Source organism: Candidatus Litorirhabdus singularis, from assembly GCF_026262625.1.
Lineage (GTDB): Bacteria > Pseudomonadota > Gammaproteobacteria > Pseudomonadales > Halieaceae > Litorirhabdus > Litorirhabdus singularis.
This window is the reverse complement of sequence record NZ_SHNN01000003.1, coordinates 267,290-283,518: the sequence shown is the minus strand read 5'-3', so window position 1 is coordinate 283,518 and position 16,229 is coordinate 267,290. Positions and strand designations below refer to the sequence as shown.

Genomic DNA, 16,229 nt, shown 5'->3' with positions numbered 1-16,229 from the left:
ATGACTCGCGCACTGACTCTTGGGCTGATCGTCAGTATCGGCTTGTTGGTAGGGCTTGCGGCCGGCGCTGGTACGCCTAGCTATGCAGGCTTGAGTTTACCGCTGTGGGCCGCGCTGGGAAGCTTCGGCCTGCAATGGCTGGGCTTCGCTTTCGCGTATTGGCGGCAGACAGAAGCGTGGTTTGATTTGCTGGGCAGTCTCAATTACATCGCTTTGGTCTTTCTTTTTCTGCTGCTGGCGCCGCTGGCGCAGGAGCGAACTTTGCTGGTGGGTTGTCTGGTGGTGGTATGGGCGGCGCGTCTGGGCAGCTTTCTGTTTTTACGTATACGTCAGGCCGGTGGTGACAGTCGTTTCGATGCTATTCGCTCGCGATTTGGTCCGTTTCTGATGACCTGGACCTTACAGGCTCTGTGGGTTATCGCTACCGCAGGCTGCGTTTTGGCGGCTATGGCAGCCGCTGATTCTCCATCCTTGTCGTTGCGCGATGGAGTCGGTCTTGCACTATGGGTGATCGGCTTTGCCCTTGAGGTCACCGCCGATGAACAAAAGCATCGGTTTCGTCGTCAGCCAGAAAATAGTGGACGCTTTATTAGCACGGGGCTGTGGTCAGTGTGTCAGCACCCCAATTATCTTGGCGAGATCCTGTTGTGGTCTGGGCTGGCTCTATTGGCCCTGCCGGCACTTGTCGGCGCACAATGGCTGACCCTGCTGTCACCGGTATTTGTGGCCCTGTTGCTGTTGCGAATCAGTGGTGTACCCTTGCTGCAGAAGGCTGCCCTGAAACGCTGGGGCGCTGATGAACAGTGGCGCAATTATGTGACGTCGACGCCGGTGCTGCTGCCCTGGATTGGACGTCGCTGGAAGCTTGATGACTAGTACTTGCTGAATGGAAGAGGAGAATGTGATGGCTGCTGCACCGACGCTGGAGGATTGTCATGCAATCCAGCAGATACTGTACCGCTATTGTGAAATTGTCGATGCGCTGGACTGGGATGCTATGGACGAAGTGTTCAGCGAGAATACCGTCGGTATTTACAATGGCATGGAGGTCGATGGTCTGGCGACGCTGATCAGCAGTGGTAAGCACAATATGTCGCGCAATACAGTGGCTGCGACTCAGCACAATATCAGCAATCCCCGCGTTAGCATTGTCGGCGATCAGATGCGTTGTATCAGCAATTACTACGCGGTGCATTTTGGGGCCGGCAGTTTTGCCGACAAGGTCTGCTCTATGTGGGGCGTCTATGATGACACCTTTCAGCGCACTGCTGATGGGTGGCGTATTGTGCGCCGTGACTACACCAGTACCGCTATTCAAGGTGACGAGCGTATGTTGTTTGCGGGTGAAGCCGCGACCTGGGATGCTTCTTAGACGCGTTTCAACATCTAACAGCAAAGCGCTAAATAGCGTGCGCTGCTGCGTTGCCCTCGGCAATAGCTTTTACAATAAGGCCCAGACCGGTGCAATCTCCGATGGCCCGGCAGGTAATGCCTGCAGCCTCTAGTTCCGTTACCAGACTGCCATCTGCCTGCGCGGAACCAGTGACAATGACGTGATCAGCCGCCACCAGTGTGGTGCTATGCGCAGTCAACTGTAGTGTGACTCCGTCGGCGCTGATGGCGGCGACGTTGACGCCGGTATTAATTGACACCTGTAATTGCTCCAGCCGCTTTTCGTGCTCCAGTCGCCGCTTGGGGCCGATCTCGGGCGCCAGCAGTGATGCTGAGCTCAAAATACACACCTGCCGCTGGCAGCGCGCGAGAAACTCGGCGAGTTCAATCGCCGCCAGATCGTCGCCAACCACCGCGATGCGCTGTCCCAATGGCAGCCACCAGCTCGCCACGCGGCGCAGCATGGAGGGAGTGAGGTTGCGCTTAATAAACCCGGCGGCCGGTCGCCGCAGCACATTAAGCCAGTTCGGTAGAGCGCTAATTGGGATAGTGCCGCCGTTAGTCAGTTCACGCAATTGCGCGCCGGTAAGAACGTTGGGCAGGTCAATGCCCGGCAGTGCGGGTAACTCTACTAAGGCACCAGTAGCAACGATAATCTGATCCGGCGCCAGTGCCTTGATGCGCGCTACGCTGGCAGTGCTGCCCAGTTCGACATGGATATTCAGACGACGTACCTGGGCAATCAGGTAGTCGAGCAGACGCTGGTTATCACTGTGTACGGTGGCAGCCAGCATTAGCGAGCCGCCCAGGCGGTGTTGTTGCTCAATCAGGGTGACCCGATGGCCGCGCAGAGCGGCAACTCTTGCCGCCTCCATGCCGGCGGGCCCGGCGCCTATCACCACAACATGGAGGGGCTCAGTTGCGGGCTGGTAGTCCAGAGTAAGTTCGCGCCCACTGGCGGCATTGACGGCGCAGTTCATGCGCGACTCTGTGGGCCACAGGAACATGGAGTCGATACAGTTCTGGCAGGAAATGCAGCGCCTGATGTCTTGCCATCGACCTGCTGCAAGTTTGTTTGGCAGTTCCGGGTCGGCCAGCAGGGGGCGTCCCATTACTATCATGTCGGCCTTGCCTTGTTGCAGTGTCGCTTCTGCGAGCTCCGGGTCGAGAAAACGGCCCACCACCATCACCGGTACATCGACCACGTTTTTGATGGCTTGTGCCGCTGGAATATTATAGCCGTCGCCAACCTCGGGTCCGCAAATCATTTGCGAGACCATGGGGTCAGACACCCCTCCGGAAACGTGAAAGGCATCAACGCCAGCCGCTACTAATATGCTTGCCACAGCTGCGGTATCGTAAGAGTCGCGGCCGCCTGGAATACGCTCAAAACCTGAAATGCGCAGGGTCACTGGGAAGTCGGCACCGGCTACTGCTTTGATGCGTTGCAGCACCTCGACCAGCAGCCTGACACGGTTTTCCATGGTGTCGGCGCCGTAGCTGTCCCGCCGTTTGTTTTTCAGTGGTGACAGAAAACAACCCAGCAACATATAGGCGTGGGCGGCGTGCAGCTCTATGCCATCGTAGCCGGCCTCGCGTGCACGGCGAGCTGCCTGCGCGTATTGTTCGACAATGGCAGGTAGTTCAGCTGCTGCCAGCTCGCGCGATGGCATTCCGTGGGTTGCACCCACGCCTGCGCTGGGCCCAACTGACTGGCCGCCGTGGTAAATCGAAATCATGGATTCCGGCCCCGGGTGCGTGATCTGCGGCTGCGCTTTTGCCCCGTGCTCATGAAGGGCGTCGGTGAGGCGCCGATGCGCTTCGATGAAACTGTCATCACCCAGCGTCAATGATTGCGGCTGATACTTTTGCTGGACATCAACCGTGCACACTTCGACGGTAATCAGCCCAACTCCACCGCGTGCGCGCGTGCGCAAAAATTCTATCAGGCGCGGTGATGGAGACTGGTCTTCGTGGCCATAGTTGGTGGTCATGGGAGCCATCACCAGGCGGTTGCGCAGTGACATTGCTCCAATAGAGGTAGGCGATAACAGTTTCATTAACGTTCAGTCCGGTGCGGGTAGTGCATAGACGACCAGTGTGTCACCCAACATTTCACCGAGCCGCTCGGGACCCAGAGCCGCATAGGCCAGTGGGCCATGGCCGCCGCTGGCGATTGCTATGTATTGCCGGCCACCGGCGCTGCGCCAGGTCATGGGTGTAGCCTGTGCGGGCGCGGGTAACTTGTCGTGCCAGACTTCCTTGCCGGTGCTGATATCAAAGGCGCGAAAGTAGCCATCCAGCGTTGCGCCAATGAAAGCCAGGCCGCTGGCTGTTTGCAGGCTGCCGCCAGTGTTGGGAGTGCCCCAATTGAAAAACCGGCCCAGGCCCAGCGGCGCCAGTCCTTCCAGATTACCCAGCGGGCGTTCCCAAAGGGTGGCACCGGAATTGAGGTCGATGGCGGTTAATACACCCCAGGGCGGTGCGGTGCAGGGAGTATTATTCGGAGACAAAAAGGCCCCGCGCAAAATGACGTAGGGGGTGCCTTCCTGTGGATTGGCTCCGACCTGATCGGCACCGCTGAGGTCCGCGACCTGTTCCCGCAGTGCCAGTTCCAGCGTATAGGGTACCCGCATCGAATTGACCAGCATAATATTGCTGGTGGGGTTTATCGAGACAGAGCCCCAGTTTATGCCGCCGCCGATCCCCGGCCAGGCAAGCGTTTTCTTGCCCAGCGCGGGTGGGGTGAACAGACCTTCATATTGGTAACTTCGAAACAGTTCCAAACAGGCTGCCCTGTCCCCGGGATAGATGCCCCAGATGTCGTCCTCAGTCAGGGTGGGCGGATGCACGGGTTTGGGCAGTGTCGGAAATGGTTGGGTTGGACTACTGAATTCTCCTGGCACAGTGGTGCGGGGTACTGGGCGTTCCTCGACCGGGAACAGCGGCTCACCGCTGTCAGCATCGAGTAGGAAAATATGTCCCGCTTTAGTTGCTGCAATTACACCGGCTACACTGCCGTTTGCGGTGGCTTGGGTGAAACTGACAGGCTGAGCAGCTACATCCCAATCCCAGATGTCGTGGTGTACGGTCTGGAAATGCCAGAGGCGTTTGCCGGTATCGGCATCCAGTGCTACGACAGAGGTACCGTAGTAATCCATATCGCCGCGTTCACGGCCGCCATAATGATCTGGTTGTGAATTGCCGGTTGGCAAATAGACGACATTACGCTCCGGGTCTGCTGACATATTGCCCCAGACATTGGGGGTGGCGCGGGTAAAATCGGCGCCAGCTCTGGCCATTGCCGCGCTAACAGGCATCTGGCCCGGTGGCGTGCCTTCCCAGGCCCAGCGCAGTTCGCCGCTACGAGCATCAAAGGCGCGTACGACCCCGGGCGGGGCATCCACGCGCTGACCGTCCTGTACTGAGGCTCCGGTTACCACCAGGTCATTAATGACCAGTGGGGCTGAGGTGGGGTAGTACTCGGCGGTGCGCACATCGCCGAGATTGTTCAGCAGACTGACTTCACCGCGGTTACCAAAATCTGTGCAGGCTTCACCGCTGACCGCATCCAGAGCGATCAGCCTGGCGTCCAGGGTGGTGGTAAAGATGCGGGCCTTACAGTTGCTCGCATTAGCCGCACCGGCGGGCTCACCTGGCCACCACGCCACGCCGCGGCAGGCGGGTGTATAAACGCCAGTCAGGTTCGGCTCCGGGTCGAATGTCCAGTACTCGTCGCCAGTGTTGGCATCCAGCGCAATGACGCGGTTATAGGGGGTGCAGAAATAGAGCGTGTCGGCCACCACCAACGGCGTCGCCTGAAAGGTCGTCGGTCCGTGCCGCTCATTACCACTGGAGACGTCACCGGTGCGATACGTCCATGCCACCTGTAAATCGTCTACGTTTTCCAGAGTAACCTGGGTTAGCGGTGAGAAACGCTGCCCCTGTTGATTGCCGCCCACATGCGGCCACTGCGCGGTCGGTCCGTCCATTTGCAAAGGCGGGGAGTTATCGCATGCCGATAGTCCCAGGCCCAAGGCAATGGCAATGGCAAGTTGCAGTTTTCTTGTGAAGCCTGCTGTCTTCAAACGCGTAATCCAATCAGCTTAGGGAGTGTGTGCCAGGGCTGCCCGTTAAACTAAAAACATTGCAACCGCATTGGTTTTCGATCATAGCCTAACGCTCATTTTGCGGCAAATAATGCACTTCTATGTCACTCATTGGATGCTAACGGTATAAGAGTTTCTACCTCGAGCCTGACTGGGCTCAGGGGGTGCCCGCGACGCTGCATCCGAGTATACTTTTGGCTTCCTGATATTGACGGTGTATTCCATGTCCAAACTTCAAGTTTTGTTTTTTGCTGTTGCCTTTACCTTAGTCGGCTGTTCGGCTGAGAACGGAGGGCAAGCAACGCAATCAGCAGCCAAGCCCGGCTTTGTCGAGCCGTCCGGAGCGCCGGAAGTCGTCGCTATTTACAATCGCTCCTGCCGTAGCTGTCATGCCAAGGGCCAGGGACGAGCGCCGTTGACTGGCGACACTGTGGCCTGGGAACCGCGCTTGGCGCAGGGTATGGATGTGCTGCTGGATCACACCATCAATAGCTTTCAGGGTATGCCAGCCATGGGTATGTGTTTTGATTGCGAGGAAGAGGATTTTATTGCGCTGATTAAGTACATGAGTGGCTCCTGAGATGACTCAGCCACGGCGTCAGTTTCTCAAAATACTGGCCGCAGCGGCGGCAGCGAGTGCGGTCGGCCCGCAGTGGGCGGCGGCAGCGCGTAAACCTATAGGCTGGCGCAACTGGTCCGGTTCGCAGTCATGCCAGCCGCGCGCTCGGTTGGCACCGGCTAGTGTGGCAGAGATGCAGCAAGTCATCCGCGACAGCGCGGGTCCGCTGCGGCCGGTAGGTGCGGGGCATTCCTTTACCGCACTGGTGCCAACCGACGGCGATATTTTGTCGCTGGCTCGCATCAGCGGTCTCATTGATCATGATGCCGATACGCAACAGGCCACCTTTTACGCAGGCACTCAGTTGTCGGCTATGGGTGGTCCGCTGCATGAGGTGGGCCAGGCGTTGATTAATATGCCGGATATCGACGAACAGGTGTTGGCTGGTGCACTGGCCACTGGTACTCATGGCACCGGTGCTGAGATTACCGGTCTACCGGCCTTTGTCACCGGCCTGGAATTGATTACCGCGAACGGAGAAGCACTTTGGTGCGACGCTCAGGCTAATCCAGAAGTGTTTGAAGCGGCGCGTCTTTCGCTGGGTGCATTGGGTGTGCTCAGTAAAATCCGCTTGCAGAATACCTCCCCCTATCGCTCGCGTCGCGAATCCTGGATCGCAGACTGGGAAGAGACCATGGAGCAGGCAGATGCACTGGCCTCAGCGCATCGCAACTTTGAATTTTATTACATCCCGTTTTCCGAACGCTGCTTTTTACATACACACGATGTTACCGACGAAGAAAAGCACTCGACGCCGATCCATGATGCTAACGAAGCGGTGAATGATCTGAAGTTGATTCGCGACTACCTCGGGTGGTCGGATGTACTGCGCGGATTACCGATCAAAGCGATTGCGGCAACCATGGATAAAGAAGTGGTGGTGGAAGCGTCCTGGCTCAACTATGCCAGTGAGCGCAACGTACGTTTTAACGAGATGGAATATCATCTGCCACGTGAAAATGGGCTGGCGGCCCTGCGTGAGGTGCGTGAGGTTCTGGAGAGCGGTCATCGCGATGTGTTTTTCCCCATAGAAGTCCGCTACGTTAAGGGAGATGACGTGTGGTTGAGCCCTTTTTATCAGCGCGACTGTATGTCGATTGCTGTGCATCGATTTTTTGAAGAGGATTACCGCGAGTATTTCGCAGCCATCGAACCCATTTTCCGCAAGTATGGCGGTCGCCCGCACTGGGGTAAGATTAATACGCTGACGGCCAATGATTTTGCCGAGTTGTATCCGCACTGGGGCGATTTCAAGCGAGTGCGAAACGAACTCGACCCCGCAGGCAAATTCCTTAATACGTATTTGGCGCAGTTGTTTGGTGGGCGAACATGAAACGCCGGCAGCTGCTGGCTGGTGGCTTGGCCGTGGGCGGCGCTGGTCTGATGTTTGGCTTGGGTAGTTGGCGCGATCGCGGCGCCAACCATAACGCGTATTTTCGCCAACTCTCGGCGGCTCTCGATGGCGCGGGTCTGGCACGGCCAACACTGGTGATTGATCGGCAGCGGTTGTTGGCCAATGCGGATATTATCAAACAGCGACTGCAGGGTCGTTATGACTATCGCGTGGTCGCCAAGTCGCTGCCTTCGCTGCCGTTACTGGATACAGTGATGCAGCATACCGGGACTCAGCGCCTGATGGTGTTTCATCAGCCGTTTCTGAACCTTATCGCGCGGGAAATGCCCGGCAGTGATCTGTTGCTGGGTAAACCTATGCCAGTAGCGGCTGCGGCGAGTTTTTATCAGCAGCACCGCGGCAATAGGTTTGAGCCGCGCCGACAATTGCAGTGGCTAGTAGATTCGCCGCAGCGGATGCAGCAATATCACGAGCTGGCTCAACAACTCGATGAGCCTATGCGCATTAATCTCGAGCTGGATGTGGGTCTGCATCGGGGTGGCTTTGCCGATGAGCAAAGTCTGGTAACCGCCCTGCGGATATTGGAGCAATCTCCCTGGCTGGAATTGGGCGGTTTGATGGGATACGAGCCCCATGTCGCAAAAATGCCCGGATTATTGGGTGGTCCTGACGCTGCCTTCAGTTCGGCTCAGCAACGTTATCGCGAGCTGTTGGCGATTGCCGAGGGCGAGCTGAAAAGGTCTTTGGCGGACACCACGCTGAACGCGGCGGGAAGCCCAACCTATCAGTATTACGACGGGAAACAGGTGGCTACCGAGTTATCGGCGGGATCAGCTCTGGTTAAACCGACGGATTTTGATCTCGACTCGCTGGCCGAACATCAACCAGCGGCGTTTATTGCCACCCCAGTGATTAAGTCGCTGCCCTCGGCGCAGGTGCCGGGCGTTGAGTCGTTGGCTAGGGTGCAGCGCTGGCTCAACCCCAATGCTGCGCAGGCATTCTTCATCTATGGAGGCTATTGGAAGGCGCGGCCGGAGTCACCGGCGGGGCTCGCTAATAATAGCCTGTACGGGCGCAGCACTAATCAGGAAATGTTGATGGGTAGTAACAGCATCGACCTGCAGCCAGACGACTGGGTGTTTTTGCGACCGACCCAAAGCGAGCACGTGTTTTTACAGTTTGGTGATATCGCCGTGTATGACCAGGGCAGTATTACCGAGCAATGGCCGGTGTTTAGCCAGGGTGCCTGATTCAGTGTCACAAGGATCAGCACCAGCAGCCAGCGCAAACGTGATCGCACCACGGCTGTTTCAATACGGTATCTTTCCCGTGGTAATGACGGCTGCCGTTGCCATAGCCTGGTGGTTGATGGGCAATGGGGTAGAGCCAGCCTTGGCTATTCTGGGGCCGCAGTTTGGTGGGTTTATCGTAGTGGCTATTTTTGAGCATATATACCCCTATCACCGCAGCTGGAATATCAGCCGTGCCGATATCCGGGTTGATGCTACGCATGCGGTCAGTATCGCCGTATTGCTGGGTTTGGTGACCCCCTTGTTGACGGCGACGGGCGTAGTAATCGGTGGTTACCTGTCTGCTGAGTATGGCGCCAGTATTTGGCCTCATGAATGGCCGCTATTGTTACAGATTGTCATGGTGCTGCTGATCGGCGAAATACCCGGTTATTGGATTCATCGCTGGGAACACCAGTGGGACTTTCTGTGGCGCTTTCATGCCGTGCATCACAGCGCGCCGCGTCTTTATTGGCTCAACGCCGGGCGCTTTCACCCGATCGATTCGCTGCTGACCTTTGTGCCCTCGCTGATGTTATTGGTAGCGCTGGGCGCCAGTGAGATGCTGCTGGCGTATTTCACGCTGATCACCGCCCTGCACGGCATATTTCAGCACGGCAATTTGCAGCTGCGGCTGGGGCCGCTGAACTGGTTCTTTAGCATGGCGGAACTGCACCGTTGGCATCACTCCCGCACGATAGTGGAGTCCAATAGCAATTATGGGCAGACGGTGAGTGTCTGGGACTGGGTGTTCGGGACCCGTCACCTGCCGGCTGATAAAGCACCGCCGGAAGATATTGGCATGACTGGCCTGGCAGCGTTCCCGATGACCTGGTGGGCGCAAATTGTCGCACCGTTGCGCTGGCGCCGGATCAAGGCCGACAGCGAGACGCCTCAGGCCTGAGCCGCACCGCCGGGCTCCAGATGGGCGTTGATCACCGCCAGGAACTCGTCACCGTACTTTTCCAGCTTGCGTTCGCCAACACCGCTGAGGCGCCCAAACTGCATTAAATTCTGCGGCACTGCCTGACACATCTCTTGCAGGGTACGATCGTGGAAGATCACGTAGGGTGGAACGCCCTGCGCCTCTGCCAGCTCACGTCTGCGATCGCGCAAAGCCTCCCACAAGGTGATATCCAGATCTTCGGGCAGCTGGGTGCGCGTGCGTTGCTTACTGGCTTTGAGCTTGACGTCTTTGCGCAGCTCGACGTTTTGTTCGCCGCGTAATACCGGACGGCAGGCCTCTTCCAGGCGCAGCGCTCCGAACCGTTCCAGGTCGACCGTGAGAAACCCCCGCGCTACCAGTTGACGGTAGACGGAGCGCCACTGGTTGGCATCCAGCTCTTTGCCCACGCCATAGGTGGGCAGCTGGTGGTGGTCGCATTGAAAGATTTTGTCGGTCTCGGCGCCGCGTAGTACGTCAATCAGATGGTTGACCCCGAATCGCTGCCCGGTACGCCAGGCGGCGCTGAGTGCCATGCGCGCGGCTTCGGTGCCGTCCCAGGTCGCCACCGGCTGCAGGCAGGTATCGCAGTTGCCGCAGGCGGCTTCGGGACGGTCATCGAAGTAGGCCAGCAGCGCCTGACGGCGGCAAGTGGTGATTTCACAGAGTCCTAGCATGGCATTGAGTCGATGTTGCTCGGCGCGTTTATGTTCCTCGCTACCTTGTGACTCCCCCATCATCTGCCGCAGTTTGATGACATCCTGCAGTCCGTAAATCATCCAGGCGTCTGCGGGTGCGCCATCACGACCGGCACGACCGGTTTCCTGATAATAGGACTCGACGGTCTTGGGCATGTCCAGATGGGCAACAAAGCGGACGTCGGGTTTGTCGATACCCATACCGAAGGCGATGGTAGCCACAATGATGACTGACTCCTCTCGCAGAAAGCGCGCTTGATGATCGGCGCGCACCGAGGCGTCGAGGCCAGCGTGATAGGGCAGAGCATTAAAGCCCTGTTGCGCTAGCCAGGCTGCGGTGTCGTCCACTTTCTTGCGTGACAGGCAGTACACAATGCCGGCATCTTTTTCATGTTCCTGGCGCAGAAACTGCAACAGCTGCTGGCGCGGATTGTGCTTGAGTGCAATGTGGTAGCGAATATTGGGGCGATCAAAACCAGCGCAGAAGTAGGCCGCATCCTGCAGTTGCAAGCGCAGTTTTATCTCTTCCTGAGTGCGGGCATCGGCGGTGGCGGTCAGGGCGATACGCGGCACTGTCGGAAACTGCTCGTGCAGCAGGCTCAGGCGCAGATAGTCAGCGCGAAAGTCGTGGCCCCACTGCGACACACAGTGGGCCTCATCGATGGCGAACAGCGACAGGCTGGTGCGCTGCAGCAGATCCATAGTGCGGGGCTGGTTGAGCCGCTCGGGCGCAATATAGAGCAGGTCCAGCTCGCCATTGAGTAGGCTCTGTTCGATGTCTCGTGCGGTGTTAGCGTCCAGAGTGGAGTTGAGAAAGCTGGCCCGCACGCCGAGTTCGCGCAGGGCATTGACCTGATCCTGCATCAGCGCGATGAGCGGCGATATGACAACACCGCAGCCTGAACGGGCTAGCGCGGGTATCTGATAACACAGAGATTTGCCACCACCGGTTGGCATAAGCACCATCGCGTCACCGCCGTTGATCACAGTATCAATGATTTCGGCTTGCGGCGGTCGAAAGTCGTCGTAGCCAAAAGTCGATTGGAGAATGTCGCGGGCGCTGTTCATCGGCGGCAGTTTACCTGATGCGCGCCAAGCGGGGGGTAAATCCGGGAAGATTGATCGAAAAAAAAGGGCGGCTAAGCCGCCCTGTGGAATTAGCCGCCGACTTTTTTGTAGGTGACGGGTACTTCTTCCAGGCCGCGTAACAGCACGTTGGGCATATATTCAAGGTCATCAAGGCCGACCGCCAGCTGAAAATTGTCGAATCTCTCAAACAAGACTTCCCAGCCGATGATCATTTCCAGCTTGGATAAATGCTGACCAATACAAACATGAGTGCCGAAACCGAAGCTGATGTGACGGCGCACGTTCTTGCGGTTTACATCGAATGCCATGGGATCTTCGAACATGGTCTCGTCATGGTTGGAGGAGAAGTATTTCAGTAGCACCATGGATCCCGCGGGTATGTTGACCCCACCCAGCTCATAGTCGGTTTTGCTAACGCGCCACATATTGGAGGTGGGGCTGGCCAGGCGCAGAGTTTCCTCTACCAGATTAGGTATCAATGAGCGGTCAGCGCGAATCATGGCTTCCTGCTCAGGGTGCATGCACAGCTGACGAAAACCTTCTGCGAGGGTGGCGGTAGTGGTTTCGTTACCGGCTACCAGAAACTGGGTGCAGTAAGAGATTTGTTCCTCAATGGTCATTTCGCGATCACCATCGTCATCTTTGTAGCGAGCGTTGGCCACCAATGACAGCAGATCTCCTTGGGAGTTACCGCGACGCTCATTGAGTGCGCTGACAAACCATTCGTATTCTGCTGCTACGCCTTTTTGAGCTGCAATCAGGGCGTCTTTGTCAGCGATCTGGGATAGCAGTGCCACGTTATCGACAGTCCACTGGAAGGCCTGATCGAATATTTCTTCCGGCATACCCAGCACGTGCATGATGACGGATAGCGGCAGGGGTCTAGCGAATTCCTCGACAAAGTTGGCAGACTCTTTCTGTTCTAACTTGTCAGCCAGAGCGTTAGCTTTTTCGCGAATCCAGGGGGCGTACTGAGCAACATTGTCAGCCAGGAAGAAGTCTTTGACCGCGTCACGGTAAAAGCCGTGCTCCGGGTCGTCGACGGTAAGCAGTGTGCCCTTGCCGATATCATAGGTATTGCGCATCTCCGCCACGACGTCGTCGTCTATTTTGCGGGAAGACCCCAGTGCCAGTGTGAACTCATTAGAGAAGACATCTTTGGCCTTGTGAACTTCGCGGACCAGATTGTAGGTGGAAACGATATACGCGCCAGTTTCCGGGTCCTGATAGACCGGTGCCTGCTCGCGCAGTGTCTTGTCGTAGTGGTAGGGGCACTTGAGAGCCTCCGGGTCCAGTAACTTCATTTCCGCCAGGCTTTTCGCGGCTGCCGTATCTGCAGACATGATTCTTCTCCCTTGTTATGTGTTTATTGTCGTTCAGGCAAGCGATGATAACAAAAAAAACAGGATTGATTGTATGTATTTCTGCCGCCGGTTACCGGGCGTTTCTGCAGGTCAGTATAGAGGCACTATTCAAGTCTGTAGCCGCGGTGTCCGTTTGCCGTGCTGTCGCATCCCGACTACTATCGCCGAGTAGGATAAAAGGATAAGAATAATCTATGAAATTCCTCGGAAAACTGTTTTTGATCTACGTTCCAGCGCTATTGGTCGTGCTGACCTTATTGGTCAGCCTGTATGTCTGGCAGGCGCGCCTGATGACCCGCAGCGATTTTGACTATCTGGTTGAGGTCGGCTCAAAGCATGGACCGGCCGCGGTTTGGTCCATTATTGCAGCAGAGTTGGGCGGCAGCGCCGAGATGGCAACTGACCCCGGCTATGGCCGCAGCCTGGTCGAGGGGCGGGGGCATGCGCCCTGGGTGGTACGTAGTAATCTAGATGCACGTCCGCGTATGCTCAGTTTTGCCCTGGCGCCAGGTATCTGGGCGGCTTATGACACCAGTACCGTGTCGCTGTACCAGGTTTGGCAGGGCGAACTGTTGTTTCAGGGTGCTACCTACGACTATCGCCATGGTCCGCAGCCCGAGTCGCGGGGCGTTTGGTACCTGAGACAAGAGCAGCCAACACAGTGGTATCTGGGCGCTTCTGCCGTCACCGCGCAGCCAGCGAAGGCCACCTATCTGGGCCATGAATACGGTGTGGATCGTAAAACGGCCGGATTGCGCTTTAGCCTTGCGTCTGCCGCAGCCCGGCTGCAACTGGTGGAATACCCGGAATTGTCACGGGGCGCTGAAGGCCTAAGCCTGTTGCGCCAGTTTCGTGTAGAGGAGGGTTCACCTGAGCTGCAGGCCTGGTATCGCAACGGCGAGGGACCTTTACAGCTAGCGGGTGCTGATACTTTGGTGCTACTGACGCAGACTACGCCGATTCCTGAGCGCGAATTTCAGCGTCGTATTGAAGTGGATAGCGGTGTTAATGAACGCGGCAAACAGGTGATTGCAGACAGCGACTGCCTCAGTTGCCATGCCGAACAGCATCAGGTGACTGGGCCGGCCTGGACCCGGATCGCAGGTCGCTATCGCGGCTACGTGCAAGAGGAGTCAGTTACAGCACTGGCGGATAGCGTCATTCAGGGTGGCGGCGGGAAATGGGGTAAGTTGCAGATGACGCCGCATCCGCAAATATCGCCAGAGGATGCTCGGGCGGCAGTGACCTACATCCTTAGTCGCCCGGATCCGGGTGTCGCGCAGAACGTTCCTATGGACGCTAGCGGTGAGCCCTATGCTGCCACCCGTGACTACGATATCAATCCATTCTTGCAGTCTGTGCACCCGGCATTCAAGCTGGAGGGCCTGTTGCCAGAGGGATTTGAGCCCAAGGTCGGGGGCATGGGTTTTCGCAGCGATGGCAAGTTGGTGGTAGCCAGCTGGGATCTCGATGGCGGCGTCTTTTTGATCGACCCCAGCGGTGTCGAGCCTCCGCTGCGTATCGCCGAGGGTTTGCATGAGCCGCTGGGAGTGGCGGTAGTCGATAGCTCACTGTACGTGCTGCAGAAGCAGGAACTGACGCAGCTGATTGATCATGACGGTGACGAGATTATTGATGAGTACCGGGTAGTGTCGCGAGACTGGCCGACCAGTGCCAACTTTCACTCGTTTGCCTTCGGCCTGGTGCATAAGGACGGCAAACTCTATGCATTGCTGTCGGTGTGCGTGCTGCCCGGTGGTGCCAGCTGCCCAGAGCAGCTGCCCACTCAGGGTAAGTTGCTGGAAATTGCGCTGGAAGATGGCTCAGCCCGCATTATTGCCTCGGGTTTTCGAACGCCCAACGGTATTGGGCTAGGACCGGACGATGAACTGTTTGTCACGGATAACCAGGGCGACTGGCTACCGGCCAATAAATTAGTGCACGTTCAGCCGGGAGGTTTTTATGGCTCCAGAGTGGTACCGGATGCGGGCGTGATGGAGCTGCGCGAGCAACCGCCAGTCGTCTGGTTGCCACAAGATGAAATCGGTAACTCACCGTCCCAGCCATTGCTGCTTAATGAGGGACCTTATCGCGGGCAAATGATTCATGGCGATGTCACTAACGGTGGCATTAAGCGTGTCTTTATGGAGTCAGTTGATGGCCAGCTACAGGGCGCTGCATTCCACTTTAGTGGGGGGCTCCAGGGTAATGTGAATCGGTTGGAACGGGGTCCGGATGGCTCGATCTACGTGGGTGAATTGGGCAACCCGCCCAACTGGGGTGAGATTGGTAAAGTCTGGCATGGGCTGGAACGCCTTACCTATCAGGGCCAGCCCGCGTATGAAATTCTCAGCATTGAGGCCAACTCGGATGGCTTTACCCTGACCCTGACTGAACCGCTGGCGCAAGACCTGCAGCCCGTGGCAGCGGATCTGATCGCGCGTCAATGGTTCTACTTTCCCAATGAGCAGTATGGCGGACCGAAATACGATGCCCACGAACTCCCGGTCAGCGAGCTGCAATTGAGCGCAGACAGACTCCAGCTGCGCGCCGTTATCCCCCAGTTAAAGCCCGGGTATGTGGTTTATTTGAGGCTGAACCCGCGATTGATCTCGGTTAGTGGGGAAAAGCTCTGGATCAGCGAAGGATGGTACACGCTCAACGCCATTCCGCAGGCCAGTGATGTTATAGCGCTTTCCGATACTCACTCCCAGTGGCAGTCTTTGTTTGACGGCAGTAACTTTGGCGGCTGGCGCAATTACGGCGGTCAACCAGGCGAGGTTGGTGGTTGGGTGATTAACGATGGCATGCTCGAGTTGCAGCCCGGTGATTGGTTCCCGTGGTGGCGCATGGTGTGGGCTGCCATTTCTGGTGCCGGTAGTGGCGACCTGATTTATGCCACCGAGAAATTCAAAAATTTTGAACTCAGTCTGGAGTGGAAAATCGGCGTTAATGGCAACAGTGGCATTTTCTATCTGGTGGCCGATGAAGCGCACAATTCACCCTGGGAAACCGGTCTGGAGATGCAGGTGCTGGACAATGAGGGTCATCCTGATGGTGCGATAACCACCCATCGAGCCGGTGACCTCTATGATCTGCTGGCGGCGGACCCGGAAACGGTGAAGCCACCCGGTGAGTGGAACCACATATTGCTGCGGGTGCAGGATAACCAGATCGAACACTGGCTTAACGGGGTGCGGGTGGTTGCCATTGAACGCGGTGGTGAGCAGTGGGATAGTCTGTTGGCGGCGAGCAAGTTTACTGAAATGCCTGACTTTGGCCTGGCTGACACCGGTTATATTGTGCTGCAGGATCATGGCGACCCGGTGTGGTACCGGAATATCAAGGTGCGCAAACTACAATGAGTTGGCG

The 16,229-nt window shown here is 57.2% G+C and carries 11 protein-coding genes; 7 read left to right on the top strand and 4 right to left on the bottom strand.

The genetic code is table 11. From position 1 onward, the window contains the following. Window positions 1-876 (top strand): DUF1295 domain-containing protein, encoded by an 876-nt coding sequence (locus tag EYC98_RS15740; protein WP_279246330.1) that lies wholly within the window; start codon window positions 1-3, stop codon window positions 874-876. A gap of 28 nt (window positions 877-904) precedes the next feature. Then, window positions 905-1,372 (top strand): nuclear transport factor 2 family protein, encoded by a 468-nt coding sequence (locus tag EYC98_RS15735; protein ID WP_279246329.1) that lies wholly within the window; start codon window positions 905-907, stop codon window positions 1,370-1,372. A gap of 28 nt (window positions 1,373-1,400) precedes the next feature. On the opposite strand, the gene EYC98_RS15730 is transcribed toward EYC98_RS15735, so the two are convergent. Both EYC98_RS15730 and EYC98_RS15725 read right to left on the bottom strand, forming a co-directional pair. Next, window positions 1,401-3,452 (bottom strand): oxidoreductase, encoded by a 2,052-nt coding sequence (locus tag EYC98_RS15730; RefSeq protein ID WP_279246328.1) that lies wholly within the window; start codon window positions 3,450-3,452, stop codon window positions 1,401-1,403. 6 nt (window positions 3,453-3,458) lie between these two features. Then, entirely contained in the window at window positions 3,459-5,480 is a 2,022-nt protein-coding gene (locus tag EYC98_RS15725; RefSeq protein ID WP_279246327.1) for a pyrroloquinoline quinone-dependent dehydrogenase, read from the bottom strand. Between the two features lie 244 nt (window positions 5,481-5,724). Between EYC98_RS15725 and EYC98_RS15720 the strand changes: the two genes are divergently transcribed. The 4 genes from EYC98_RS15720 to EYC98_RS15705 are packed head-to-tail and all read left to right on the top strand — an operon-like array spanning window position 5,725 to window position 9,667. Then, window positions 5,725-6,081, top strand: coding sequence for a c-type cytochrome (locus EYC98_RS15720; protein ID WP_279246326.1), 357 nt, complete (start codon window positions 5,725-5,727; stop codon window positions 6,079-6,081). Window position 6,082: 1 nt separating this feature from the next. Beyond that, on the top strand, window positions 6,083-7,453 hold the full coding sequence (locus EYC98_RS15715; RefSeq protein ID WP_279246325.1) for a D-arabinono-1,4-lactone oxidase: 1,371 nt from the start codon (window positions 6,083-6,085) through the stop codon (window positions 7,451-7,453). Further along, a complete protein-coding gene (locus tag EYC98_RS15710) occupies window positions 7,450-8,724 on the top strand; it encodes a DSD1 family PLP-dependent enzyme (protein ID WP_279246324.1) in 1,275 nt (424 codons plus the stop codon). The genes EYC98_RS15715 and EYC98_RS15710 overlap by 4 nt, the downstream gene beginning before the upstream one ends. Window positions 8,725-8,728: 4 nt before the next feature. Continuing rightward, complete coding sequence (locus EYC98_RS15705; protein ID WP_279246323.1) at window positions 8,729-9,667, top strand: sterol desaturase family protein; 939 nt, start codon at window positions 8,729-8,731, stop codon at window positions 9,665-9,667. Here the strand turns inward: EYC98_RS15705 and recQ are convergent. Both recQ and EYC98_RS15695 read right to left on the bottom strand, forming a co-directional pair. Next, window positions 9,658-11,472 carry a DNA helicase RecQ gene (gene recQ, locus EYC98_RS15700; RefSeq protein ID WP_279246322.1) on the bottom strand — a complete coding sequence of 605 codons (1,815 nt, stop codon included), beginning with the start codon at window positions 11,470-11,472 and terminating at the stop codon, window positions 9,658-9,660. The two genes, EYC98_RS15705 and recQ, sit on opposite strands and share 10 nt — an antisense overlap. Window positions 11,473-11,561: 89 nt before the next feature. Next, the gene (locus EYC98_RS15695; protein ID WP_279246321.1) at window positions 11,562-12,836 is read right to left on the bottom strand and encodes a cytochrome P450; all 1,275 of its coding nucleotides are present in this window, start codon (window positions 12,834-12,836) and stop codon (window positions 11,562-11,564) included. Between the two features lie 215 nt (window positions 12,837-13,051). On the opposite strand from EYC98_RS15695, the gene EYC98_RS15690 reads away from it, so the two are divergent. Next, on the top strand, window positions 13,052-16,222 hold the full coding sequence (locus EYC98_RS15690) for a 3-keto-alpha-glucoside-1,2-lyase-like domain-containing protein (protein ID WP_279246320.1): 3,171 nt from the start codon (window positions 13,052-13,054) through the stop codon (window positions 16,220-16,222). Window positions 16,223-16,229 lie beyond the last annotated feature (7 nt).